Raw genomic sequence first — 24,872 nt, forward strand, 5'->3', positions numbered from 1 at the left:
GGCTCGCTGAGCGCCTCCGTGCCCGTGCCCGTCACAGCGGTGATGAGCAAGTGACTTCCGGTGCCTCGGTCGGCGGTGAGCGCCAGATGTGTGCCGTCGGGTGAGAGCGCGAGCGGGATCTGGGCTGCGTGGGCCAGAGATTCGGGGAGTGTCAGTGGGGGAAGACGCCGTGCCCTGCCGCCCGAGATCATGCTGAGGTGTGTGTGCGCCCCGTCCTGTTCGGCCACGAGGACCGCGTCGGCTTCGGGCGCGGCCAACAGCAGATGGGTCGGCGTACTCCGCTCCACGTCGAACAGGCGTGAGACCCCTCCGGTGGCCATGTCCACGCGGACGGGCATGACCTGACCGTCTCGTACGAGAGTGAATCCCAGCGACCGGCCTTCCGGGTCCAGCCGGCAGCCTCGACGCAACGCCCCGTCGATGTCGTCTGCTGCGAGGACCTCACGCAGCGTCGGCGATCGGTCACTGAGACTCCACAGCGACGAACGGCCTTGATGGTCAGTCATCACCACGGCTGCCAGCCGGGACGGCCCCTCGCCGGGCACGAGACGCAGACCGGCGATCTCGGTCCGGGTGAGGACCACTTGGTCAGGCGGACGGTCCGCGTGTGCCGGGCCAAGGCCGGTGGAGTCGAGAAGGACGATCTCGTGTCGGCCCCGGTGGGGACGTGCGAGGAGGACTCGCCCGTCATCGAGAGGCAAAGCCTGCGTAGCCAGGGAATCACCGGAGCCGGTTAGCAACCGGGGCTCGTAGGAAGTGCCCGTCCAACGCCACGCCTCCACCCCCCAGGGGGCGTCCCCATCGTCGTAGGTGGCGCGGAGGCACACGGCATGGCGCCCCCGGTCGGAGAAGGCGAAGCTCTTGCGGTTCGGTGGGGGCGCCTGGGGCAGACGGTCATTCCGACGCCAGGCGACAGAGGCCGGGAAGGCCTGCCGAGGGTTCATAGCCGGCCCTCCGGCCGGGGGTTGAGCCCACTCTTCAAGGTCGTCCGATCGAGCGAGTCCTCTTCGGCCGGGAGGTCCGGCATCCACATGCGCGATCCGCCGTGTTCCAGCCGGAGCAGGAATCCGAGCACACCTGACAGGCCGGTCCCGTAATCCGCTGTCACGACGAGCGCACTCTCGTCGGTCACGAGCCCCAGCCCACCCCGCTGAACGCGGAAGGCGTACATCACCTCCGCCATCTGCTCGGCACGGTCGCGGTAGCAGGGGTCACCGGTGAGTTCGGCCATGTCGAGCAGGAATTCCCCGTCGCCCGCCAGTCCGTGACAGACCGCATTGCCGGAGTACCACCGCGCCCGGTGGACGGTCTCGGCGGCCCGCTTCGCGAGATCGAGAAATTCCGGGTCACCACTCGCACGCCACAGGCGCACGAGGAAGGTACCGACGCCGGATGCTCCGCTGCACCAGTGCTGCATGCGGTCGGAGCGGGCCCTGCGCGTCGCTTCACCGGTGGGCCAACAGGCTGCATTCCCCTTGATGTCGGCGACGCCTATGAGTGTCCGACCAGCCTCAAGTGCTGCGTCGAAGTACTCCTGCCGGCCTGTGGCTTGCGCAGAGGTGAGGAGGAAGGCACCCGCGCCTGCGACACCGTGCGCGAACCCGAAGTGCACCAGACCAGCGAGATCCGATCGGAACTCCGCCGGTACGGGCCACACGACGCGACCTTCTCGATGCCGGGCAGCCGTGAGGACGGAGTCGGCGCAGAGCAGCGCCCGTGTCCGCATGCCAGATCTGCCGGTGGTCTTCCACAACTGCCAATGAGCCATACCGGCTCCTGCGAGCCCATGGCACACGTCCGGATTGGCCCAGTCGAGCGTCACCGCTTCGGCCATCTGTACGGCCCGTTGGGCAAGGGCGTCGTTCCGAAGGAGCTGCGCGGCGTCATGAAGCGCCCACGCCGTTCCCGAACGTCCGAAGTGCAGGCCGGGCAGGGTGCTGCGCACCTCCGCGGCCCTGCGCAGGGTCCAGTCCGCGACTTGATGCACAGCGGAGATCAGCGCTGGATCCTGGGTGACTCGCGCCGCCCGCACCAGAACCCCCAGGACACCGGCAGATCCGTGCTGGACATTGCACGGGTCCGTTGTCGAGCCGAAGGCGCTGGAACCGTGGAGCCTTCCTTCATCGGGTCGGATGATGCTCATGACGTGTTCCAGCCCATCCGCCAGCAATGCCTTCGCATGCCCGGTCGGCTTGATCGGCTCCTGCACCGATGAAGCCGACCGGGTTCCGGTCGGTGAGGTGAGGCCTGCCAGGAACCGGCGGACCTGTTCCAAGGGCCATCGGTCCTCCGGCTTGTCTGCGGTGAGGCCCAGGATGGCCGGGGCGAGCGCGCGCAGGCTCGGCTGGCTCCCCTGCATCACTGCCACCAGTGCGGCCAGCCGCTCCTGTCCGGCGTGCGAGTTCGCAACCGGCCCGACGAGCAGTGGATCCCTGCCGGTGGCCAGGTAGAACAGCACCATGCCGAGGGAGTGGAGATCGGCCCGCCGGGAGGGAACGGGGCCGAAACGGGGGGCCTGGCTCTGCTCCGGAGCGCTGTAGGCAAGTGCCTGGATCCGGTGGGTCACCGTGCCCTCGGTCACCGCAGCTTCCAGATCGACGAGGCTGACCTGCCCTTCCGGCGACACCATGATGTTCTGGGGGGTGAAGTCACGCAGGACGAGATTGGGTATGCCGTGCGCAACGACGAGGAGGTCCGCAACCTTCGCCGCGAGCGGCACTGCCTCCGATACGGAGATGCCCGCTCCCGCTCCTGTGGTGCGGAGGTGTTCCTGGGCCCATTCGCGCAACGTCGTCCCCGGTGCGAGATCCTGCGCCAGGAACACGTTTCCCTGTTCCTCGACGACGGCCACCGCCTTGGGCGCGATCCCGAGCGGAGCCAGGAGTTCCAGGATGCGGGCCTCATGGCGCAGGTTGTCCCTGGCGTCCGTTCCGTCGAGGCGGGCGTCCACGTGAGGTCGGGCCTGCTTGAGGATCACGTCGGCGCTCGTGCGTGTGTCGACCGCACGGAACACCCCGCCCCTGTTCGCGTGCTTGATCGCCTTCACTACGCGAAAACGGTCGCCGACAAGCACGGTTTTGCCCGTCGCGGTACCGCGTTCCGGCAGCGGGGCTTCGAACGGCGCCGGCACTGCCCAGGCCGGCGGGCTGAACCAGGCGTTTCGCTCGTCCTTGCACAGCGTCCCGTCCGGTGCCTTCAGTAGCGACTCGAAGCATCCGTCGTTACTCAGGACAGGTTTGGCGGCGAACACCCCGTACCGGAAGTGCACAAGACTTCCCGGCCTGAACGGAAGGTCCGAAAGGATCCGTGGGCCGTGCAAGTCCTGCGTAGCCTCGTGCAGTTCCCGTGCGAGGTGGCGACACATCTCCTCGCTGACGGGGTATGCCGTCAGGAACTTCCCGCCGCCACCTCGCGCATAGTTGCGTTCCACCAGGGCGGTCACCTTGTCCAGGTCCCGTGCGAACTTGAACGCACAGCCCCGACGCAGAAGCACCTCAGCGCTTCGTACGAGTACAAAGGGGGCGGAGAGCGGAGTCGCGGACACGTGCAGCTTCCAGCCCTGGTCGGCATAAGGATATTTCGGAGGGCCGATCCGACACCAGAAGCCGTCCCGGCTCGAATCCCAATCAGACACGTGCCTCTCCAACGCAGCCTGCGCCAGATCTGCAAGAAGGTGGCTGTCGGTCGGCTCTCCGGAAGATTCCGGGCGGGGCGGGTGCATGCGGGTCCTCCTCCACACCCGGCCTCCCGAGTGTGTGTGTCCATCCAGACCTGTGTCGAGGAGGATGGTTCGTACTGAAGGGTGCTGTGGCGGACGCGGAGGCACGAAAAGTGAAGTGCACTCACGGACGGGGATCTCCGCCTGTGCTGACGAAGATCCCCGCTTCAGCCGATTGCCGTGGCGGAATTCAGACCGTCAGGCGCTACCCGGTTACGGGAAGGTGTTCTCACAGGTCTTGCTGCACGAGTCCGAGCAAGTGATCTCGCAAGGCCAAAGGCCTTCCGGCTCATCGGTCGGCAGCATGTCCAGCTCGTCAAGATTCACGATGTGTTACCCCTCTCGGTTTTCGAAGATACCCGCGCGAATAAATCAGGTGCCCGTCACTTCACAGGTGATCTTGCAAGTGATCTCGCAAGGCCAAAGGCCTTCCGGCTCCTCAGCCGAAAGCATGTCCAGCTCGATCATGTCGGTCGTCTCCACAACTCCCCCTCTCACGAACTTGTTTGCGGGAACTGACTGCATTTCACGCTACGAGCCGGATTGAGCGAAGAGTTAGGCAATCGTCGCTCAATTCGAGACGGTGGCACCGAGCAGAGCGGTTCACCTCCTGCCGGCCACCCTCACCACCCGGTGCGAGGCAGGGCATAACACGCTCAACAGCCGGCTGAGGAGTTGGCGACGCGCCTGACGGTGGGTCCGCCACCCGTCATGTGTTGCCGGCCCGGGAGGGTAGGCCAGTGGTATCCGCCCGGTGTCACGCAGATCGCCCCGTCCCGTGCCCACACCAGCACCCGGGGCACGCAGCGGCCTGCCCGGCCGGTCGCTTTCTCGTGGCCCTTGAGGTCAACTAGCAACCAGAACAGGCAGGTTGTGCCACCACATCGCCGAGGTAGCGCGACGATCAACGGGCGGCCGTGAGTCTGCCCGGAGGCCCCCACGTTCAGGGACGCTCACGAGGCAGGGGAATCAGTGCGCCTGCCTGGAGAGTTCGGCCGTCCCTGCCGCCGCGTCAGCCCTCGCGGGTTCCGCAGGCCGTGCTCGTGGGGTGCTGCGAGGGCGCTGAAAGAGCAGCGGAGCCGCCGGTCCGCTCAGGGGCGTGGTGCCGGCGTCATCCAGCAGCGGCGAGCTCGGCAGCAGCGTTCGCCAACAGCATGTCCAACACGGCCGGGTAGGCACTGGACGTCATGCGCGCCGCCAGCAGATCGGCCGTCGCCGCGATGTGCGGATAGCTCCCCTCCGGCAGGTTCGCGTACGTCGATCCCCACATGCTTTCGTCGGCTTCGCGCGATTCCGCCGCCAAAGCCAGGGCCCCGGCGTCCAGAGCCGCGAATGCCAGGCTCTGGTCGATGAAGGCGTGATAGATCCGCACCGCGTCCGGATCGGTGAATCCGGCCGTACGCAGGATCCCGAGGATGGCTTCGTCCGCCTCGATCTCTCGTGGCCGCCCCGTGACACGGCTGGCGGTGAGCACCGCAGCCTGGGGGTGTGCGAGGTATGCGCCATGGATGCGCAGTCCGAGTCCACGCAGGTCCCGTTGCCAGTCGCCGGTCGGCGCCCAGCCGGTCATGGCGCGACCGATCAGCTCCTCGCCGATGGCGAGGGTGAGGTCGTCCATCCCGGAGAAGTACCGGTACAAGGTGCTGGGGTCCGCCCCCAAGGCCGCGCCGAGCCGCCGTGCGGACAGCCCTGCGCTGCCGTGCTCGCGCAGCATCCGAAGGGCCGTCTCCACGATCAGCCGCTCCGACAGGACCATGCCCTGCCGGGTGGGCCGGCGCCGCCTGCGTGCCTCCTCGGGGATCACCTTCTTCGCCATCGTCGGCCGCCTCCGCTCTGCGGGCGAGCTCGCCCGATCCTTATGCCAACACCATTGACCTTAGCTGAGCGGCCCGGGTTTCATCCCTCTCCAGGGGGCGCAGGCCTCTCGTCCAAAGAAGGGTTCCTCTCATGCGTGTACTCCTTGTCGGCGCCGGTGGCGTCGGAACGGCCATCACCCGGATCGCGGCCCGCCGCGACTTCTTCGACCATATGGTCGTCGCCGACTACGACGTCTCCCGTGCCGAGGCCGCTGTGGCCGCGCTGGGTGACGCGGCCGACCGGTTCAGCGCCTGCCGCGTCGACGCCTCGGACAAGGCCGCCGTCACCGCGCTTCTCGCCGAGCGGCAGTGCGACGTGGTGGTGAACGCCACCGACCCGCGGTTCGTCATGCCGCTCTTCCGGGCTGCCCTGGCGGCCGGTACGCACTACCTGGACATGGCCATGTCCCTGTCGCACCCGCACCCCGACGACCCGTACCGGGAGTGCGGGGTCAAGCTCGGCGACGAGCAGTTCGAGCAGGCCCAGGAATGGGTGAAGTCCGGCCGGCTCGCGCTCGTCGGTATGGGCGTGGAGCCCGGGCTGTCGGACGTGTTCGCCCGCTACGCCGCCGAGGAGCTCTTCGACGAGATCGAGGAGATAGGAATCCGCGACGGCGCGAATCTGACCGTCGAGGGCTACGACTTCGCACCGTCCTTCAACATCTGGACCACCATCGAGGAGTGCCTCAACCCGCCGGTGGTCTACGAGGCGCAGCGTGGCTGGTTCACGACGGAGCCCTTCAGCGAGCCCGAAGTCTTCGACTTCCCCGAGGGCATCGGCCCGGTCGAGTGCGTCAACGTCGAGCACGAAGAGGTGCTGCTGATCCCCCGCTGGGTGGATACCCAACGCATCACCTTCAAGTACGGCCTGGGCGACGACTTCATCGGCAAGCTCAAGACCCTGCACGCCCTGGGCCTGGACTCGACAACCCCGGTCACGGTCCATAGCGATGCGGGCCCCGTGCGGGTCTCGCCCCGCGATGTGGTCGCCGCCTGCCTGCCGGACCCGGCCACACTGGGCGAGCGGATGTCCGGCAAGACCTGCGCGGGAACCTGGGTCAGGGGCATCAAGGACGGACAGCCGCGCGAGGTCTACCTCTACCACGTGGTCGACAACCAGTGGTCCATGCGTGAGTACGGCTCCCAGGCCGTGGTCTGGCAGACCGCGATCAACCCGGTCGTGGCCCTGGAACTGCTCGCCACCGGCGTCTGGTCCGAGACCGGAATCGTCGGCCCCGAGGGGCTCCCGCCCCGCCCCTTCCTCGACCTGCTCACCGCCTACGGCTCCCCGTGGGCCATGCGGGACGGGGGCTGACGCGCCGCGCGCGACCTGCGCATCGGCGAAGCGAGCCGCCGACGCATGCGCGCCGCCGACCGCAGGCCGCAGGCCGCGAAGGGGTGGCGACGCGTCGGTCGTGGCCGTGCAGGTCGTGGACGCCGCAAAGCCGGCGTAGCCCCCGTGAGCAGCACTCGACGCGTCAGGCGGCTGCCGAGAGGGCTCGGCAGCCGCCTGACGGCGTCATGGGAGTGGCTGTCCAGCAGTCGCGGGCAATCAGGCAGGGGTCTGAGACATCAGCCAGACCTCGCCGTTGGGGCCGTAGCGGTAGTGGCTGGCCGGGCGGCCATGACTGGTGCAGTTACCCCAGATCGGAACGAAGAGGGCGCATAGATCCCATTTGGCCGCAACGTCATACACGTTGAAGCCGACACCGAAGCCCGGGGTCACAGCACAACTCAGGTACTTGTATGTGGGGATCCACGAAGCCTCGTCACCCGAGCAGGTGGAGGTCGCATAGGTGATGGCTGTGCCGTTGCCGCACCAGTCCGCATGGCCGGTCCCGTACAGCTGGTCGGTGCCCGAGCTCCTGAAGTCGTGCGACCAACAACCCGAAGCTGCCTCCGGTGCGGCAGCGAAGTCGTTGCGAGCGGTGGGCGCCGCTCCCCCGCCATTGGATCTCACCGGCTTCGTGCTGCGGTAGCTGTCAAGGTCGACGTACTCGGTGAGACCTCGCGACTTGATTTCGGCCAGCGACAGAGCCCGTGCCGTGTCGACACCGACCGCCTCGTACGGCACTGCGGCCGTCGTGGCCTTGGCGGGAGCCGGATCGGGCGTCACGCCTGTCGCTGCCTGAGCAGGGTTGGCCAGCGCGACTGCCAGCAGTCCCGTACCGACGACCGCGCCGACCTGCGTGAGGCGACGCTGCAGAGTCTTGAACAAGTGAATCAACTCCGTGTTGAGTGGACCACCACGGTGGCCCGTCAACGCAGCGACAGGCATCGGTACTTGATGCTCATTGCTGCGCCGGGATGCCGCCATCAGTGCGGGTATCCGGGCAGGTATCGGGAAGGTAGCCCGCAGTGTTTCGCAATGCCAACCGCCACCCACTCTCGCAGCATCGCACGGCCGGCGAGTGAGCAATTAGTACTCAATTCGTTGGTCCAGCAGATGTATTGGCGAACAGCAGCTAACGCACCCAACCGCCGATGTCGATGCATTGTTCGTGTATCCGAGGAGACGCACGGTCCCACTCGCTATTGCTATGCCAATACCCCTTGCACTGTTGGCATGAGATCGTCATTCTGAGGGCGCACCGGCCCCCTCGAATCCTTAAAGGCTGGGCCGGATCTCATCGCACACCACACAGCACTTCGCTGTGCTCAAATGCCTCAGGAGTCCGCATGTCCCGCCCCAGTCACACAATGGCAGCGCTGTGCGTTGTCGCGGTTTCCGCCGTAACTTTAAGCGTCTTCCCTGCGTCGGCCTCTCCCTCGGCCGACCCTTCGAAGCCGGCTCCTGCTCGGACAGCAGCACCGAGCGACAGCGTCGGCGCGATCAAGGACCGGGCCGCACAGTCGATCGCCGCCGCTCTCAAAGGCACTGGATGGCGAGCCGGCCTGAGTACAGCAGCCCTCGCCGCACCCGAGGTAGGCCTGCGCGAACTACTGACCGCACCCACGCTGGGGTCTCCCGCTCTGAGGCAGGAGGTGAACAAGGCGGACCGCGACCTTGCTCGCGCCAAGGGGCTCAGTGGGCACACCACTGGGCTGCTTCAGATTCGCCTGGGTGACCCCTCGATGAGGGCAGCGCTCCGTGCGAGCGCACAGCCGTGGGTGGCAGCGGCCCCGGACGACGACACCGCGGGACAACTGGTTGCCTATGACCCGCAAGGCGGAGTCCATAAGCTCGATGCGGAGAAGGTCCCCACGCATCCCGTGTACGTCATTGACATCGACGGCGAACGCGCAGTCTCTGCCGGTATGCAGGTGCTGAGTGATGAGCTGTCTGCCCGCGGCGTGCTGACCACGTCGGCGAAGCCCACACGTACCGCCGCACCGGGGTTCTGGTCCAGTCGGATCAAGTCAGTCCGGCTGACGGACGACGAAGAGCCCTGGACCAAGGGCGACGCCGAGATCTACTCGCTGGTGGCGGGCTTCGGACAGGACGGCAAGGTCCGGGTCGACCCGGTCGACATGCCCTACCTCGACGAGGACGAGAAGACCTATTCGCCCAACCAGATCCTGGTCAACTGGTCCAACTACAAGTACGACCTCGCCGATGTCGTCATGATGGAGGAGGACGGCAGCACCAATTACAAGGCACTGGCGACTGCCATCGCCGACGCCCTGCTGACCATTGTCGACCTGGGTGCATTCGTGCCCATGGCCAACGCGGTCCTGGGGGCCATCCCCGATGACTGGTGGACCGATGGTCCCGACTACGTCGAGTCCTGGTACACCCTGGCACGGTCGGCAAGCGGACCTGCCAACGGTGCGCGGGGCAACGGGACAATGACCCTGGAACCCTACTGGGTCGCCGCATCTTAGAAGTCCCCCTCATGGACGACGACCATGTCGTTGGATGACGTGGCGGCGAGGCCGAGGAATACCTCGTGCATCTCGTCGCCTCGTCGACCTGCGGGCGGGGGCGGCCGTTCCGCCGTTCGGCTCATTCGGAGCCGGTACCTCGTGGCTGCTAATGAAGCAACCACTACTCAGGTTACGGGACTTCGGCCACCAGTAATGTTCGCGTCACGCCCTTGGAGCATTCGCTTTCCGGCCAGACCCTACTCCGCTTTGCGCAGACCTCCATGTGGAGACGCGCGCGGAGTGACGCCCGCCGCACCAGCAGTTGGGGCGAGGAGACCACACGACTCGATCGCGCCTGAATCGAGTCATGCGTGCTCGGGTGCGTTCGGCAGGAGCCGCCCGCAGATGGGCACCAATCAGTGTTCTGAAACAAGGAAAGGCACTTCGATGTTGCTCAGATTCAGCGCTCCCACCAGACACACCCTGCGTGCCGTTGCGGTCACTGGAGTACTCGCAGCGTCAGCAATGACCGTGTCGCCGGCTACCGCAGCGTCCGCAGACGGTTGCACGGCTGCTTCCGTGACAGAAAGCGACACCGCCTGGTCCTACAAGGCGTGTCAGATGTCCGACATCGACCAGCATCGAGCGGGACTTCCCGGTAACGGTCAGATGTATTGCATGCCCACCTCTGCGCTGAACACGATGTTCTGGCTCGATCGGCACGGTTACCCCAATCTTCTCGATGGCGACTACGACCCCACGTCGAGCTCTCCGGTCAACTATCAGGAAGTCACCGCAAAGCTGGGCCGCATGGGTGGTCTGGCCGAGACTGATGCGACGTCGGGCACCAACCGCGGCAACGCCGCAGACGGCATCAACGATCTCATCGAGCAGAAGGGCTACGAAGACCGTCTCGAAGCCGACTGGGAATCATTGGATGATGAGGACAACGTAAGCCACCGGATGGTCGAGCTCACCCGCAACGGCCGGGATCTCCTCATCGCCTCTATCGGATGGTATGACGCAGATGGCGACCGCACGGGCGGTCACGCCGTCACAGTCGTAGGGGTGTACGGCTCGGTCGGCAACCATCACACCATTCAGTTCCACGATCCGGCGGATGGCGGCGACCTGAACACTCAGTCCAAGACCGCAGTAACAGTGCGGTCACTGGGAAGCGACAATGGTGACGGGCCCCAGGTAGTCGGCTATGGCTCAGCCAAGACTGCGCGACTCGAGGGCGTCACGGTCGTGACGACAGCACCGTAAGCGTCAGTATCTTTTCCAGGTGCTTCCCGAACCTCGCGGTTCGGGAAGCACCTTTTGCAGGCCTGGCCGGCCTTGCTCGCGGACAATCGATCGCCGCCAGCGCGCCACGCCTTGCTTGACCACACGATTCGACGTACCTGACGTACGACGCGAGGCGAGAGTGCTGGTCGCAGTCCTCAGCCAGAAGGGCGGCCGTGAACAACCTTCTCCTGCAAGCCCACTGAGCAACACGACGAGGACCCCGGCCGTCCCCGGCCAAGGCCCTCGTCCTGCACACACTTCGTTCACGAAAAGCAGCACGTGCAGTCACCGAGCAAGCGGGACGTCTCCGCGACCGACAGCCACCGGCCCCCTCACGACTCGCGATGCTGTGAACACCACACCGCACCGCACCGCACCGGGGTCACCTCACCCTCGACGAGCCGTCACCGCCCACCCTCAGGGGCGCTGCTTGACCTTGTCCACGACGGCATAGCTGTCGAGGTAGGAGAGCTGGTCGTAGTTCTTCCCGCCGCCCGAATCGGAGGACCGGGTGTTCTTGAAACCGAGGAACTCGTGCGTGTCCTCGGCGAAGATGAGGACCGTGTCCCAGCCCGACTGCTGCCTCTTGTCCGTGTACGCGATGGCGACGCCGGCCCGCCCCTTGGCGTCCTTCACCCCGGAGGACGCAGTGACACCTGGGATCTTCGCAAGCGCCTCGAACGCGGCAGGTCGCAGACCCTCGGGCATCACGGGCACGCGGTAGAGCAGACTTGCCAGTGCGAAGTGGACATCCGGCCATTCGCTCTTCTTGATATCGGCGACCGACTTGTGCGTCCCGGCGCCGGGCGACATGACGGCGAGGATCAGCTCGTCCGGTTCCGTGGGCAGCTTCTTGAGCGAGCCCCAGTCAGCCGGCGGCCAGGTCTCTCCCTGCTGCCGGGCCGGCGCAGACCACCAGCCCTTGCCGAGTTCCATGACCCAGGACCTTTTGGACCCGTCCACCGACGTCCAGTTCTCGTCCACGTAGGACTTTCGCGAGCCGGTCTTCTGCTCCCTCTCCGAGATGATCTCCTTCGTGTAGATGAACTGATCGTCACGCGGGGCAACGGTCTTCTCCTGCCGGCGCTCGAGGACAGCTGCGGCATTGAGCACGGTCGCCACGCTGACCCTCTGCATCCGGGAGGAGTCAACGCTCGCAGATACTGCGGTGTGCGCGTCATTGTCATCGAGAACACTCACCGCGGTGGCGCCGACGGCAAAGGCAGCGGTGGCCACCAGCACCACGCGCAGCGCCGGCCTGCGACCGGCGCGGGCGCGGGTCGGGGAGTCGTCGGGCTGGGCCGACGCCCTGGCGTCCGGCTTCTTCATGAAGGTCATGTCGTTCCTCTCGGAAAGCTGTCGGATGGAAAATGCCCGAAGTCGGGCGGGGTCCCCGTTGATCGCTTCCACCAGCCGTTCCCGGCCGGAGAGAATCCGCGCCGGATCAGGGCGGGGAATTTCAGCACGCATCTGCCGGAGAAGTGCCATGTCATCCACGCGTGAACTCCTCATGTTCCGTGGTGGGATCAATGCCACCGAGTTCCTTCCGGGTCTTCTTGCGGGCGCGATTCAATCGGGAGCGGACCGTTCCGATCGGGATGCGCAAGGCCTGGGCGACTTCTTCGTAGGACAAGGACTCCCACGCGATCAGCAGCAGCACCTCCCGGTCGCCCTTGGAGAGGTGAGCGAGAGCGGCAGCGAGCTGACTCGTGACCGCAGCGGCCGCTACCCGGCTGTCCGCACCGTCGTGACAGTCCATAACCACCGCATCCACGGAGGTCTTGGCCAGCACCCGGTACTGCATAACCTCTGTTCGACGGTGGCCGGCGATCAGATTGGCGGCGATCCCGTACAGCCATGGGCGCACGCTCCCCCGAGCCGGATCGAATCGGTGTCGTCGGCCAAACGCGATCAGGAACGTCTCCGCGGTCACGTCATCTGCCAGCCAGTCCCCCAGGCGCCTGGCGGCGTACCGATGAATGTCCGGCGCATACCGGTCGTACAGCTCGGCAAATCGCTGCGGATCGCCGTGCGACTCCAGCACCAGGGCCGCATCCTCAGCCGGGTCCTGCCGACTCCCCGTCCGGGAAGGTGCTGTCACGTCGGTCTCCATTCATTCCATCTCACCTTTCCGGACGGATCTCACGGCCCGGTCAAAAGCTGTCCGCACGAGGAAGGATTCGAGTTCACACCCGCGCTCTCTCCTGAGTGGAGAAGTCGCCTTCGTAACTCGGCCCGAATCCGGGCTCAGCGGGCGCCGAGGGGAGAACATGCAGCTCAAAGGCTGTTCTCCGTCCTGGTACAGGACAATCCACGCATCAATCGTGGCTAAGTAAATGAGTAGCAATCGCTCAGCAGGACCGAGCTTGCCGAACCAGATCCGGCGGGTGTTTCTCGGCTCTTCACGTAATCCGCCCGAGGGTGGGGGCACCCTCTTACGGAGCCTTCGGAAGGAGTCTCGAATGCCGCGCCCGCGTCGGCTCTGCGGCGCACGGGGGCGTGCCGGCGCGAGAGCCGGCGGGGCGTTCTGGACTCTCCGGGTGTCGCACTGCGCATGCCGTCCGCATGTGGGAAGAGGGCCGACTTCTCGCGAAGCGCTGCAGGCGACGGGCCGGTGATGTCGGCGTCGGTCGGTGTCCTCAGCGCAACGCCGACGGGGTGCCGAACGAACCGGTGTTCGTCGGCACCCCGTCGGTGTGGTGCGAGAAGGGACGTCCGGTCAGCTCCCACCGGTGCATCCCGTGGGACCTGTGGATTCCGTCGCGTCAGCGTGCCGCTTCGACCCACCGTTCGGTGACGGCCGAGGCGGCGGCCATGATGCTGAGCTGGGGGTTCACCTGCGGGCAGCTCGGCAGGACGGAGCCGTCGGTGATCAGTACCCCACGAACTCCGCGCAGTCGGCCCTCGCCGTCGGCGGGGAACCGCTCCGGGTCGGCGCCCGCCGCGACCGTACCGGTGGGGTGGAAGGCCGACAGATGGAGCCGGCCCACAGTCGCTACCGCCAGAGCTTCGTCGAGTCCGGCGAGGTCGGACACACGGGGAGCGGTTCCGATCCCCGTCATCACCTCCTCGGCGCCGGCGGCGAAGAGGACCTGTCCCATCGCCCGGACAGCGGCCATCAGCCGTGCAGCGTCGCGGGGGTGTACGTCGTAGCGGATCATCGTACGGTCTCGGCCCAGAACCCGGCCCGAGGGCTTGTCGGCAATCATCGCGCCCAGGGTGGCGAGCCGTCCGGAGTCTTCCAGCTCCTCCCTCAGCTCCCGGCCCAGGCCCGGAAGGACGAAGCTGCTCATGCCGGGCGGGGTCGCGGTGGCCTCGATGAGGACACCCTCGCTGTGCAGTTCCTCGACACCGACGCTCTGCAGCACTCCCTCCCAGGCGGTGACCTGTTGTGGGAACCGGCCGGCGACGCTGGTCGCCGGATGGACGCTCAGGTTGCTGCCGGTACCCGGATGGGACCCCAGGCCGGAGCGGCGCAGCAGGGGCGGGGACTGGAGGGCTCCGGCCGCGACCACCACGAGGGCGCTGAGGATCTCGAGTTCGGTGCCGTCGGACCGGCGCACCCTGACACCGGCTGCTGCGGGGCCTCCGGGGCGGTCCTGGTCGATCAGGATCCGCCGCACCCGGCCACCGGTGACGATCCGTGCCCCCGCAGCACAGGCGTCGGGGAGCACGGAGAGCTGCACGCTCTGCTTGGCGCCGGTCGGGCAGCCCACAACACACTGGCAAGAGCCCTTGCAGCCCGGCGCGTTGCGGCGGAGCGGGCCGGCCTTCCAGCCGAGTTCCCGTGCGCCGGCCAGCGCGAGCAGGCCGTTGTTGCCGAGTACGTCCAGGGGCTGGGTCGCGACGCGCAGGGTACGTTCGGCCCCGTCGAGATGGGCTTCGAAGCCCTCCGCGAGAGAACAGCCGTACCGGTCACGCCACTTCTCGACCACCCGGTCAGGAGTGCGGTAGCACGTACCGGAGTTGACCACGGTGGTGCCACCAACGGCACGCCCCGTCGGCAGCAGCAGGGGGGACCGGCCGAGCGCGGCGGTGGCCCCGCCGTCGCGATAGAGAGCGCCGAAGCGGTCCAGTGGCGTTCGCCTGCCGAACGAGGCGGTGGTGTGGTGCTCGCCCTCCTCGACGACGACCGTCCGCAGCCCGGCCCGGGCCAGCGTTCGCGCCGCAACGGCCCCACCTGCGCCGGAGCCGATGACGACCACATCGGCGGTGGCACGGTCGGGCCATTCCGTGGCCGGTACGCAGTCGAGCGGCGGATCTTCGGGTACCGCGAGCGGCCCGGCCTGTGCTCCGGTTCCCCGCATCCGTTCGGTGCCGGCGGCGAGCAGGACGGGCACCTTGACGAGATCGAGGAGCGCCACGGCGGCCGGACGGGCGGCCAGGGCCCGCATCACGCCCTCTCGGCCGGAAGGGTCCAGCGCACCGAGCCTGCTGCCGGTACTGGCGAGGGCATAGGCCTCGACGGCGAAGGCCGCAGCCCGTAGGCCGGCCCGTGCGTGAGCGGGCATGGTCGACAGGACGGCGCCCAAGCGGTCCGGAACCCGGCCCGCCCAGCCCGTGTCCCGCTCATCAGTGGCCAGCAACGCGGCCACGAGTCCGGGGGCGGTCACCTTCCTCCCACCTCCGCGTGCGCTGTTCCGTTCAGGGTCCAGGATGCCTCGCTGCGCCAGTGGCCCACCAGCGTTCGACAACGACCTCGGCATCGGCGCGCTCGCTGTTGCGGCATACGTTCATGGTGCCGTCCGGGTCCTGATAGTCGAGGGTGAGGGTCCGGTCCGCGGGCTGAGTGACCCGCACCCGGATGCGCCGCAGGCCGGCCCGGCCGCTCACCGTCCAGTCCGGTGTCCCGATGGTGGCGCGGAACCGGCCGAAGCCCGCCAGGCCGAACGCCGAGCGTTCGGCGCGCCGGGGCCAGGTCCGGTCGCCACGGCGCAGCCGCAGAAACACCAGGGGCGGCAGGGAGCGCAGGAGCGGGCGAGTGGAGACCGCGGCGACTATCTCCAGTACCCCGGCGTCTTCGAGCTCGGCGTGGAGCCAGGCCCAGCGGCGGGCGTTCCCGCGTCCGTAGATTCGGGCGGAGGCGCCGGGTGCACCGGTGAGCCGGATGGTGCCGCCGGGGTGGGTGACGGTGCCGTCGTACGTGGCGCGCGCGGCCGGCAGCATGTGGGATGCGGGCAGCAGCGGTCGCCGCCACGACCACTTCGGGAACGTGAACAGTGGTCGGTCCGCGCCGTGTTCGGTGAGGTCCCAACTGAAGTTGCCGGCGCTGCCGACCAGGTGGCCGGCGCCAGCGGAGACGCCGCTTGAGGTGAAACCTTCGGTGGTGCTCCGCCATGGTTCGGGCCCGAACCTGGCGTGCAGGACGGGTCCTTCGGCGGGAAAGGCGGCTATCCAGCCGTGGGCTCGGGCGGCGGAGCCGTCGGCGGGTGAGACCAGCTCGTGGTGCAGCCACAGGCCGGTGCCGGTCGCAGGGTCGCTGAGCGTCGTGTACCAGACCTCGGTGCGGCCGGGTTCACCTGCCCAGCGGAGCGCGTGAGGGTCCGCCGGGTGGGATGGGGAGGTGTGCGGGAAACGGAAACTCCGCAGGAAGGGCAGCAGGCCGGTGGCGACCGGGAAGCGCAGAGTCCCGGTACCTGCCTGCGTGCCGTCGCTCTCGTGGAGCGTGAAGGGCAGGACCGTCATGGAACGCAGCGGCCGCAACGGGGTGATGGACTTCCAGCCGTCCAGGCTCAGCTTCCGCCCGTCGACGGTGAGAGCCAGCTGATAGCGGATGCGGCGACGCGCAAGGGGGGAGATCTCCATCTCGCCCTCCTCGACCGGGGCGTCCGCCCAGCCGCGGATCCTTACCCGTCCGGTGAGCCCGGCCCGTATCGTCGCGGCCGGTCGCAGGAGGGCGTCGGCCGTGGCCGTCAGATCCAGCCGCATCGGACGGTCGTGGTGCTCCCCGGCCAGACGGACGGTGCCGAGCATCGTCTCGGTGAACCGGGTACCGCGACCCCTCATCCGAGGCCGTCCAGCATGATCCGGGCGGTGGCGGTGAGGTAGTCCTCGGAAGCCGCACGCGCGGCGTCGCGGTCCCGGGTCCGCACGGCCTCCACCAGGGGCGCCAGCCGGGCGTGCGCCACGTCCGGATCGGTGAACGGCCCGGCCAGAGCCGCGCGGACCGGCAGGTAGGCGTTGAAGAGAGTGTTGGTGAGCAGCACATAGACCCGGTTGCCGGTTGCCCTGGCAAGCGCTCGGTGCACCTCGGCGTCGGCGAGCTGTACGGCGTCCGCGCCTTCCGCCTTACGTACGGAGTCGAGCAGGCCGGCCAACTTCTCGTGGTCCCGGCCGGTGGCCCGGACTGAGGCACGCTCGGCGATGAGGACTCCGACCCCCGCCGCACTTCGAAGATCTCCTCGATCCAGTCCGGGCTGTGCCGCACGAGCATGGGCAGCAGGTCCGCCCCTCCGAGCCGGGCATAGTCGCGGACGCGGGTTCCGACCCCGTGCCGGGTCTCCAGCAGGCCGACCTGCATGAGGCGACCGAAGGCGTGCTTGAGACTGGTCCGGGTGACTCCGTATCCGTCGGCCAGCTCCCGCTCGGGGGGCAGGTAACTGCCCACGGGGTGCTTGCCGGTGAGGATGTCCTCGCGGAGCCGGCTTTCGAGGACATCGACGATGGTCTCGCGAGGCAATGTCTCCACGGGCCCTCCCGGGCAGAGTTAGGTGGCTGAGTGGCTCAGCCACTCCACCACGCAGGGAAGTTGAACGTCAACAGGTGCACCCCTCGACCGAGGGCGCCCGCACCGATGCCCTCACTTCTTCCCGCATCGTCTGCGCGGGCGCACTCCGCCGCGGGCCGCCCTGTTCGACTGAGTACGGACCACTGATTCCCCTGCCGGCTTTCGGGCGGAAGATGTGCTCAGCAGTGCGCATGGAGGCGGCTCAACCGCAATGGCTGCCGTCAATCCTTTCATGGGCGCCACGCAACCCAGGCTCCCGACGGCACAGCATGACGGCGTCACGCACCGTGCGGAGACCACCCCTCGAATAGACAGTTCAAAATCCACTTCCGAAAGGTCGAGAATGAATCGACGCAAATTCCTGCGAAACGCCGCCGGTGCAGCATCGGGCGCTGCCCTTTTGGGCATCGGCGGCGAGGGAGCAGCACAGGCTCTCACATCGGGAGCAGCGGGCGATCCGCCCATCATCCGCTTGGATCCGAAGATCGGCGAATGGTCCATGGCAGGCGAGAGCGTCTTCGACAACCGCCGCTGGGGAAACCGCTGGCAGGGCATCACGGCCAGCAAGAGTCACTACTTCATGACGAACAATCAGTATGGAGGTCCCGACCCGAGCAATCCGCAGGATGAAGGTATCTGGCGGTTGGACCATACTTTTTCCAACTCTTACATGATGGCCGTCTCACAGTACCCCGGTGAGCATCTGGGCGACCTGACCTACGACCACAACGGGAACAGACTCTTCGTCCCATGGAGTCCAATTCCCGCATTTGGAAACTGTACGTCGGACCGGACGGATCAGTTGTGCACGGCGGATACGGCAAGCTCGGCGGGTCGGGTACCCAACCACAGGGAAGTTCGTTCGCCTGGTGCGCGTACGACCCGCGGGAGAACCTGCTCTACAGCTCCATATACGGCGACAACGGCACCGTCGGCGAGATCCACGCCTACGATCCTGCGCGGAATTTCGAGTGGGTGCGGACGGTGAAGCTGCCCTATCAGCTGCGAGAGATCAATGGTGGACACATCACCAAGAACGGAAATCTCTATCTGACAACCGACTGGTCCAAAGAGATCGTGAGCTACCAAATTCCCTCAGGGGGAAGGGTGATACAGCAGGCTACTGGGGCAGGTACCGGATCAATGCCTCAGATCTTGAGGTCGAGGGTATCGTCGTGGGCTCCCCACGAACTATGACTCGGGCCACGTCCAGGTCCACGTCGGATGCGTGGACGTCGATCCCCTCGATACCGACGATGTGTACATCAAGCACTTTTCGGTTCCCTTTCCGACGCTCCTGTAGGCATCAGCGGCGTTGGCACATCTCACTCGCCGCCGCCAGGGCCATCCACGGCATTCATTCCGATGTGGGTGGGTCGTGGGACATGTGGGTGTGGTTGCCGGCGCAGCACGGGCCCTGCCCGCGGTGCCGTCGCACATGCCGATGACGGCGCCGCGGTCACCCCCGCACGCGTAGCGCTGGCCGGTGGACCTGTCGGAGCGTTTCCACCCGCAGTCAGCAGATCTTGACCCCGGCCGGTGAGCGGGCAGCCCGCCGCGCCGAAACAGCGGACGGCAAAGCCGCGTTCGCTGCGCAGAATCACGGTTCGGGGAGAGCCGACGCAGAGGGGCGGGATCCGAACTGGTCCGGATCCCGCCACAGATTCGACCGGCCACAGATCGGTCCGCGCGAATCGCTCCACGGTGCCGCGGGGGATTTCGGCACCTACCGTCCTGGCAGAACCCGGGACGGATACCGAGAGAACAACCTCCTGGGTGAGGAGTCAGCCAGGAGACTGCTCACGGGAACTGCCCGCCGCGAGTATCCCTACTCGGGCACTTCGGTCCATGAGTGAGTCGTGCTCACTCGCTCTGCCGCCGGCTGTTCGACGTCACGAGCCCAGGACCGGGTAGTGGTCGGAGTAGCGGTTGTAAACCGTGTCGTCGAGCTCCCACCAAGGGGAGTACACGGCCTGCCCCGTGTTGGTCCACGTCGTCGGGCGTGCGTGGCGGCTGTCGTAGAGGACGTAGTCGAGCCACTCACGCGGCGCGTCGGGGTACCGCTCCGCCGTCAGCGGATTGGTCTTGGGGTCGCTGGTGTAAGGGTGACCGGCATACCCGGGCGCGGCAGCACTCAAAGTGCGGAGCAGTCCGGGGTACTCAGGGCCGTAACGGTTGATGTTCAGGTCGCCGGTGTAGATCACGGGCTCATTGAGCGGAATCTTCAGGCTGTCGACGAAGCCGTGCATCTCCTTGAGCTGCGCTGTGCGGGTCAATGCGCCCTCACCGTCGTCACATCCGTCGTCGTCCGCCTGCAGGTGAGTACCGAGTACGTGCACCGGCTTCCCGGCCACGTTGAGCTGGGCGTAGGCGAACCCCTTCTCGGCCCACGCGTCAGCACCGCAGGAGTCGTTGTAGATGTACTGCATCTTTCGGGTGATGGGCCAGCGGCTGGCGATGGCCACGCCACCGTCCTCGTAGGGGAGCGTCGAGTAGGCCCCGCGGGTCGCGTCCCAACCATCTCGCGACCGCCCGATGACGGGAGTCTTGTACGGGTAGCCCCGCAGACGGTTCATCAGTATGTCGGATGCGCTGTTGTCGAAGAGCTCCTGGAAGACCACCACATCGTTGCCGGAGACGTACGGAGCCGAGCTGATCAGCCCACCTCGCTCGTCCTGCGCCCAGCCGTCGGAGATGACGGATGGCAGGAGCATGGTGTTCGTGGTCAGTACTTTGAGGGCGGGAGCGCCAGGCGCGGGAGCGGCAGGTGCTGCCACTGCGACGGTGGATGGTATGGCTGAGAAAATAGCGGCCGTGAGTACGGCGGCTGCGCGGAGGTTCATGGACGTGGCTCCTCGACCTGGTGTGGGTGACTTCTCCATCCTGTTGGCCACTTCGGGAAAAATATTGAGCATGCTTCACTCGTTTACTGCCGTGGGTGCTCACGCCACTCCCCCTTGCGAGCGAGTCGTACTGCGGCAACAGCAACTATTGCTGCGAGGTGCGGCCCTGCTGTGCGGGCTGGCGCATGAAGGTCTGCAGGGCACGCAGGTCGCCCTCCGCCTGGACGACTGCCCGGACATCCAGCGCGGGGTCACCAGGGGCCACCGGCCGCGCACGCGGCGACCGCCTCCCGGAGAGACCCCAGGTCAGCGATGAGAGGAGTCTCCACCCATTCCGGCCCCGGCGGTATGGGACTTTTGCAACGGCGCCTCGATGGACGTTGAACAGACCGGTCGGACGGCCCGAAGACGGGTTCTCAGAGTGCAGCGAAGCCGGTCGTCCCGTGCTCCCCGTGGATCAGCGCGCGGGCTTCGGCAGCGGGCGTGGTGCGCCCGCCGGGGGCACCTGACAGCACTCGTCGGCCGACCGGTCGACTTCGCGCCCTCTCCCTGCGCGGCGAACCGGCCGGGACCGCGTGGACGGGAAGAGTGGGCAAGAAAACCGTCCCACCGGAGGTATCCGCTGTGAAGGCACGATCAGTATGGCTTGCGGTCAGTCTGGCCCTGGCCTTTACAGTCAGTGCGTGCGGCGACGACTCCTCGCCGGGTGATGAACAGAAGAAGCGGCTCACGAAGGTCAGCGAGGCCGTACTCGACAACGGGGTGCCAGGGGTGGTCGTTGTCACTGCGGAGGATGGCAAGCAGACCGCCACGGCGTGGGGCCAGGGCGATACCGCAAAGAAGGTGCCTCTCAGCGTGGACGACCGCTTCCGGATCGGCAGCGTGTCGAAGTCGTACGTGGCGGTCATCGTCCTTCAGCTCGTGGACGAGAAAAAGCTGGGCCTCGACGACAAGATCGAGAAGTGGCTGCCCGGCCTGGTTCCAACGGCGCCGACATCACGGTACGCCAGCTGCTGAACCATTCCAGCGGCATTCCGAACTATGAGGACAACCCGAAGTACCTGGCGCCCTATCTCGCCGGGGACCTCGCCCATGTCACCACCCCCAGCAACTCGTGAAACTGGGAACTGCGTTGAAGCCGCTGTTCCCGCCCGGGACTCGCGCGGCGTACTCCAACACCAACTACACGGTGGCGGGTCTCCTTGTCGAGAAGGTGACCGGAACATCGTTGGCCGTCCAACTGGACCGGCGGATCTTTGAGCCGCTCAAGCTGCGCACCAGCTATCTCCCCACAAAACCGGGGATTGAAGGCCCCACGCGCACGGCTACTACACCATCGAAAAGCCTCCGCCACCGACATCACAGGGTTCAGTCCCTCGATCGCATTCGCCGGTGGCGGCATCATCTCCACCGCAGGCGACGTCTCATCCTTCTACCGCGGCTTGTTCGGCGGCAAGCTGCTGCCTCCTGAGCTGCTCAAGCAGATGATGACCACCGTCACCGGCGTGGGGGGAGTGCAGTACGGGCTCGGGCTGGTTCGCCGGACGGTGCCGTGTGGGACCGCCTGGGGTCTGGACGGCAACTTCCCCGGCTATCTCGTGCAGTCCTACGCGAAGGCGGACGCGGAGCGGCAGGCGACGATCGCCCTCAACCTGGATCCCAACTCCATGAGCAAGAAGGCTATCGCCGCCACGACCGCACTGTTCGACGACGCCTTCTGCGGCTAAGGGCTGTCCCCCTGGGCCCTGGTGTACTGGCGCGCGGAGGCGGATGCGGTGCATGGCAGGGCAGAGAGAGCCGGCTCGTTCGAGGCACCCGGAGGGTGCCGCGCACGTACTCGCCGTCATCGAGACCTTCGATGCGCTACGGGTTCCGGGTTTCGGGTTCCGGGCCGAGTGTCACTCGGCGAGCCCTCCGCGCACGAGTCCGTCCGCTTCACGTAGGTGAAACCTAGGGGGGTTCCCTCCCAACCTAGGGGCCCTCCCCACGGTGTCGCCGAGGCGAGAACGCTGTAATTGTGGCGGGGGTCGTCCCGAGTGGATGGCCGCCACGCTTTTGTGCGGCATCTCAGCCCTTCGCATCTCTCCTTCCCGGATCGTCCCGAAGGACTGTCCGGGACGTCGCACGTGAGCCATGCGGGCCGGACTTCCCCGCGCGACTCACCCATGTAGCCAGCCGCGCCTGAATTTTCGCTTTACGCAGAGTGACTACTCATGCGAGAGAGGACCTCCATGAGTCGACGTGCCTGGGCACTGTTGCTCGTACTCTGCGGCAGCATCTTCCTGGAGGGCATCGACGTCGCCATGCTGTCGGTGGCCGTGCCGTCGATCAAGTCCGACCTCGAACTGCCGACCGGCACGGCGTCCTGGGTGATGACCGCGTACGTCCTGGGGTATGCCGGTTTCACGCTGCTCGGTGGACGTGCCGCGGATTTGCTCGGCAGGCGCCGCATGTTCCTGATCTGGCTGGGAGTCTTCCTCGGCTTCTCCATGCTGGGCGGATTCGCGACCAATGGCTGGACATTGATCGTCGCCCGCTTCGTGACGGGTGTGGCTGCGGCCTTCATGACGCCGGCCGCGATGTCGATCATCACCACCTCGTACAAAGAAGGTCCGCAGCGCAACAAGGCCTTGCTCGTCTTCGCCGGCACGGCAGCAGGCGGCTTCACGCTGGGCCTGGTGATCGGTGGGTTGCTGATGCAACTCGGTTGGCGGTGGGTCTTCTTCGCCCCGGTCCTGCTGGGCAGCCTCATCCTGCTCGCGGCGCTGCGCCTGCTGCCTGTCCAGGCCCGGCCGACGCGTCGGGACGGGTCCTTCGATCTGATGGGTGCGGCAACTGCCGCCGGGACGATGCTGCTTTTGGCGTACTCGATCGTGCGGCTGGAGCATGGCATCCACGGCTGGCAGGTCACGGTGGGCGCGGCGAGCGCCGGGCTGCTGCTCGCGGCCGGGTTCGTGATGGTCGAGCGCCACGCCACCGTGCCTCTCGTACGGCTCGGCATCCTGCGCAAGACCTCGACGGTCCGCGCCAACCTGAGTGCACTGCTCTTCGTCGGCGCCTTCTTCGGCTTCCAGTTCATGGTGACGCTCTACCTGCAGCAACTCCGCGGGTGGTCCTCGATGGAGACGGCGCTGGCCCTCATCGTGATGGGCGCGGACGCGGTCCTCGCCCCGACCCTCACCCCTCGCCTGGTCAGCAGGTTCGGCAACGCCCGGGTCATCTTCGGCGGCTTCCTGATCGCCATTCTGTCGTACGTCCTGTTCCTACCTGTGGGCCTCGACTGGCCTTACGCCGCGATGCTTCCCACGCTGTTCCTGTCCGGCACGGCATTCGCCTTTGTCTATGGGCCGCTCACGATCGCCGCAACTGAAGGTACGGAGGAATCGGAGCACGGGCTGGCCGGAGGCCTCTTTCAGACAGCGACCCAGTTCGGGGCGGCGACGGGCATCTCTGCGGTTACGGCGGTGTACGTCCTGGTCGAGGCGAACGGAGACGGCTCTCCGCAGGAGATTCTCAGCGCGTTCCGCACGGCACTGATCGTGCCGGCAGCCATGGTGGCGTTGGGCGCCATCCTCATGGCCTTCAGCTTGCGTGCCCCTCCTCCGCGCGCGGTGGGTACGGGTGACTGAGGTGGACCGGATTCGCTCTGGTCCCGTTCGCCGACAGTCGACCGACAGTGCCCACGAGGGCACTCTCCCCGGCCGGCAGCTGACGCCACCACTACCGATCCTCGTTGGCGTCTGTTGTCAACTCGACCCGCGCAAGGGGGCGTTCACGGATCGCGCGCTCTTCCAAAGCCGTGTAACCCAACTCAACCATGCCGAGGTGTCTCCACCGAAGGGGAGGCGAAACGACAAGGACAACAGCAGCGATCGGAGCTGTGTCCGTCGACGAGCGACCCGACTCGACTCGACCAGGTTCGCCACGGCCCATCGCAGAGTTAGGTAGACAACACTGATCCACCTCACCCCACTCCTACCTAATACTTCTCGAGATCTGGCGAGAAAGGCGCTCCACCACCGCGTCGCCCCGCTGAGATTCTGCGACATCACTCATGTTGCTACTCCAGCGTTCCAACGCGCTGGCCAACTCACTTGAACAAGGATGGGTGAAACAAATGACCGTCAGCCGCAGAGCTTTGATCAAGGGAGCCGGCATCGCCGCCGCACAAATCCCCCTGGCGTCCATAGCTCTCAGCTCCTCTCAGGCAGCTACGCCACGTTCCCCATCCAATCCCAGGATTTCCGAATGGGAGTACGTTCAGTCGGAGTCGATTCAGAGCGATTGGAGTCAGCAATTCCAGGGAATGTGTACCGACGGTCAATACTGGTACGCCGTTTCCAATAGCGCACGCACGCGACGCATCTATAAGCTCTCCCTCGACCTGACGCACACCTACGCCAGCCTTGAGGCGCCAGACAGTTTCGCACACGTGGGTTCACCAACAATCGATCGCACAAGCAATCGGATCTATATCCCGATCGAGAACGACGGCGCGGAGCCGACATACATCTGGCAGCTCAGCAAGGGCCTGAGCACGCTAGGAAAGCTCTCGATGTGGGGCAGGACGTCCGGGTCACGCTCTCCTCAGAAATGGAAGAACTCATGGCTCGGACATAACCCGTCGACGG

General features: G+C 66.6%; 17 protein-coding genes and 3 pseudogenes. 8 read left to right on the top strand and 12 right to left on the bottom strand.

Going from position 1 to position 24,872, the window contains the following annotated elements; genetic code table 11:
• Window positions 1–940: 940 nt before the first annotated feature.
• Window positions 941–3,721, bottom strand: a complete 2,781-nt coding sequence (gene lanL / locus LNW71_RS03080; protein ID WP_250966801.1) for a class IV lanthionine synthetase LanL — start codon at window positions 3,719–3,721, stop codon at window positions 941–943.
• 1,108 nt (window positions 3,722–4,829) lie between these two features.
• The gene (locus LNW71_RS03085) at window positions 4,830–5,534 is read right to left on the bottom strand and encodes a TetR/AcrR family transcriptional regulator (RefSeq protein ID WP_250966802.1); all 705 of its coding nucleotides are present in this window, start codon (window positions 5,532–5,534) and stop codon (window positions 4,830–4,832) included.
• A 131-nt stretch (window positions 5,535–5,665) separates the two neighbouring features.
• On the opposite strand from LNW71_RS03085, the gene LNW71_RS03090 reads away from it, so the two are divergent.
• Complete coding sequence (locus tag LNW71_RS03090) at window positions 5,666–6,889, top strand: saccharopine dehydrogenase C-terminal domain-containing protein (RefSeq protein WP_250966803.1); 1,224 nt, start codon at window positions 5,666–5,668, stop codon at window positions 6,887–6,889.
• A 237-nt stretch (window positions 6,890–7,126) separates the two neighbouring features.
• Here LNW71_RS03090 and LNW71_RS03095 read toward each other — a convergent pair whose 3' ends face one another.
• Entirely contained in the window at window positions 7,127–7,792 is a 666-nt protein-coding gene (locus LNW71_RS03095; protein ID WP_250966804.1) for a hypothetical protein, read from the bottom strand.
• A gap of 482 nt (window positions 7,793–8,274) precedes the next feature.
• Here LNW71_RS03095 and LNW71_RS03100 point away from each other — a divergent pair, with 482 nt between their 5' ends.
• On the top strand, window positions 8,275–9,399 hold the full coding sequence (locus LNW71_RS03100) for a DUF3103 family protein (RefSeq protein WP_285802343.1): 1,125 nt from the start codon (window positions 8,275–8,277) through the stop codon (window positions 9,397–9,399).
• On the opposite strand, the gene LNW71_RS36035 is transcribed toward LNW71_RS03100, so the two are convergent.
• On the bottom strand, window positions 9,396–9,524 hold the full coding sequence (locus tag LNW71_RS36035) for a hypothetical protein (RefSeq protein WP_285802032.1): 129 nt from the start codon (window positions 9,522–9,524) through the stop codon (window positions 9,396–9,398). The two genes, LNW71_RS03100 and LNW71_RS36035, sit on opposite strands and share 4 nt — an antisense overlap.
• A 478-nt stretch (window positions 9,525–10,002) precedes the next feature.
• Between LNW71_RS36035 and LNW71_RS03105 the strand changes: the two genes are divergently transcribed.
• Window positions 10,003–10,650: a hypothetical protein gene (locus LNW71_RS03105; protein WP_250966806.1), complete on the top strand. Its 648-nt coding sequence runs from the start codon at window positions 10,003–10,005 to the stop codon at window positions 10,648–10,650.
• A 438-nt stretch (window positions 10,651–11,088) separates the two neighbouring features.
• Here LNW71_RS03105 and LNW71_RS03110 read toward each other — a convergent pair whose 3' ends face one another.
• From LNW71_RS03110 to LNW71_RS36040, 6 genes and pseudogenes are all read right to left on the bottom strand, one after another.
• Entirely contained in the window at window positions 11,089–12,183 is a 1,095-nt protein-coding gene (locus tag LNW71_RS03110; protein WP_308294449.1) for a CU044_5270 family protein, read from the bottom strand.
• Window positions 12,161–12,784, bottom strand: coding sequence for an RNA polymerase sigma factor (locus tag LNW71_RS03115; RefSeq protein WP_250966807.1), 624 nt, complete (start codon window positions 12,782–12,784; stop codon window positions 12,161–12,163). The genes LNW71_RS03110 and LNW71_RS03115 overlap by 23 nt, the downstream gene beginning before the upstream one ends.
• A 652-nt stretch (window positions 12,785–13,436) precedes the next feature.
• Complete coding sequence (locus LNW71_RS03120; protein ID WP_250966808.1) at window positions 13,437–15,284, bottom strand: GMC family oxidoreductase; 1,848 nt, start codon at window positions 15,282–15,284, stop codon at window positions 13,437–13,439.
• 31 nt (window positions 15,285–15,315) lie between these two features.
• On the bottom strand, window positions 15,316–16,677 hold the full coding sequence (locus tag LNW71_RS03125) for a hypothetical protein (RefSeq protein ID WP_250966809.1): 1,362 nt from the start codon (window positions 16,675–16,677) through the stop codon (window positions 15,316–15,318).
• Window positions 16,674–16,988 (bottom strand): FCD domain-containing protein, encoded by a 315-nt coding sequence (locus tag LNW71_RS03130; RefSeq protein WP_250966810.1) that lies wholly within the window; start codon window positions 16,986–16,988, stop codon window positions 16,674–16,676. Before LNW71_RS03130 ends, LNW71_RS03125 begins: the two co-directional genes overlap by 4 nt.
• 215 nt (window positions 16,989–17,203) lie before the next feature.
• Window positions 17,204–17,359 (bottom strand): annotated as a pseudogene (locus LNW71_RS36040) (GntR family transcriptional regulator); the annotation flags it as partial.
• A gap of 789 nt (window positions 17,360–18,148) precedes the next feature.
• On the opposite strand from LNW71_RS36040, the gene LNW71_RS03140 reads away from it, so the two are divergent.
• Window positions 18,149–18,595, top strand: coding sequence for a hypothetical protein (locus LNW71_RS03140; RefSeq protein WP_250966811.1), 447 nt, complete (start codon window positions 18,149–18,151; stop codon window positions 18,593–18,595).
• Window positions 18,596–19,290: 695 nt separating this feature from the next.
• Here the strand turns inward: LNW71_RS03140 and sph are convergent.
• Both sph and LNW71_RS03150 read right to left on the bottom strand, forming a co-directional pair.
• Entirely contained in the window at window positions 19,291–20,313 is a 1,023-nt protein-coding gene (sph, locus tag LNW71_RS03145; protein WP_308294450.1) for a sphingomyelin phosphodiesterase, read from the bottom strand.
• A gap of 76 nt (window positions 20,314–20,389) precedes the next feature.
• Window positions 20,390–20,479: pseudogene (locus LNW71_RS03150) on the bottom strand (ATP-dependent endonuclease); the annotation flags it as partial.
• A gap of 350 nt (window positions 20,480–20,829) precedes the next feature.
• Between LNW71_RS03150 and LNW71_RS03155 the strand changes: the two are divergent.
• From LNW71_RS03155 to LNW71_RS03165, 4 genes and pseudogenes are all read left to right on the top strand, one after another.
• Window positions 20,830–21,258, top strand: coding sequence for a serine hydrolase domain-containing protein (locus tag LNW71_RS03155; protein ID WP_250966813.1), 429 nt, complete (start codon window positions 20,830–20,832; stop codon window positions 21,256–21,258).
• Between the two features lie 85 nt (window positions 21,259–21,343).
• Window positions 21,344–21,565 (top strand): annotated as a pseudogene (locus tag LNW71_RS36800) (serine hydrolase); the annotation flags it as partial.
• Window positions 21,546–21,968 carry a serine hydrolase gene (locus tag LNW71_RS03160; RefSeq protein WP_250966814.1) on the top strand — a complete coding sequence of 141 codons (423 nt, stop codon included), beginning with the start codon at window positions 21,546–21,548 and terminating at the stop codon, window positions 21,966–21,968. The pseudogene LNW71_RS36800 and the gene LNW71_RS03160, both read left to right, overlap by 20 nt.
• Before the next feature lie 504 nt (window positions 21,969–22,472).
• Window positions 22,473–23,870: an MFS transporter gene (locus tag LNW71_RS03165; protein ID WP_250966815.1), complete on the top strand. Its 1,398-nt coding sequence runs from the start codon at window positions 22,473–22,475 to the stop codon at window positions 23,868–23,870.
• The last annotated feature ends 1,002 nt before the right edge of the window (window positions 23,871–24,872 follow it).

This window comes from Streptomyces sp. RKAG290 (assembly GCF_023701695.1).
Taxonomy (GTDB): Bacteria; Actinomycetota; Actinomycetes; order Streptomycetales; family Streptomycetaceae; genus Streptomyces.